The sequence below is a fragment of the Commensalibacter nepenthis genome (assembly GCF_029953305.1).
In the GTDB taxonomy this organism is placed as follows: Bacteria; Pseudomonadota; Alphaproteobacteria; order Acetobacterales; family Acetobacteraceae; genus Commensalibacter; species Commensalibacter nepenthis.
Map to the genome: position 1 here is coordinate 1 of NZ_JASBAN010000022.1, position 522 is coordinate 522.

Consider the following 522-nt stretch of genomic DNA (forward strand, 5'->3'; position numbering starts at 1 on the left):
AGTTCTTTTAGTGAGCAGAATTCTTATAATACAGCACTCAGTAGTAATATTATTTCGAATGGCAATATTACGCTGGGTGCAAAGAATGATATTCATTTGGCGGGGTCTGTTGTTCTTGGGGATGGGAATACGACTTTACTGGCGGGTCATGATATTACTCTGGGTTCTGTTACGAATAGCTCTTCGTCCTCTTCCTCGCATAAAAGCTCTAGTATTTTACAAAAAGAAAAAGAGGTAGGAAATTCAACCCGAACAGAAGAGATTGGGTCGCTTGTTGGTGCGGGCAAAGATATCACCATTGGTGCGGGTCATGATTTAACGATCAAAGGAACCGTTACAGGTCAACATGATGTTAATTTAATTGCTGGCAATAATCTTTCGACGATGGCGACGAAAGATACGACCGAGGATTACTCTCATAAGAGCAGTTCTGGACTGGGTGCCAGCTTTAGTGGGGGGATGGCGTCTGTTGGGTATCATTCTGATAAACAAACGGATACGAGCAAGACGACGACATGGACC

The 522-nt window shown here is 43.3% G+C and carries 1 protein-coding gene; it reads left to right on the forward strand.

Features of this window, described 5'->3' with window-relative positions:
- On the forward strand, window positions 1-522 hold a 522-nt coding region (locus QJV33_RS11975), incomplete at both ends, for a hemagglutinin repeat-containing protein (RefSeq protein ID WP_281463633.1).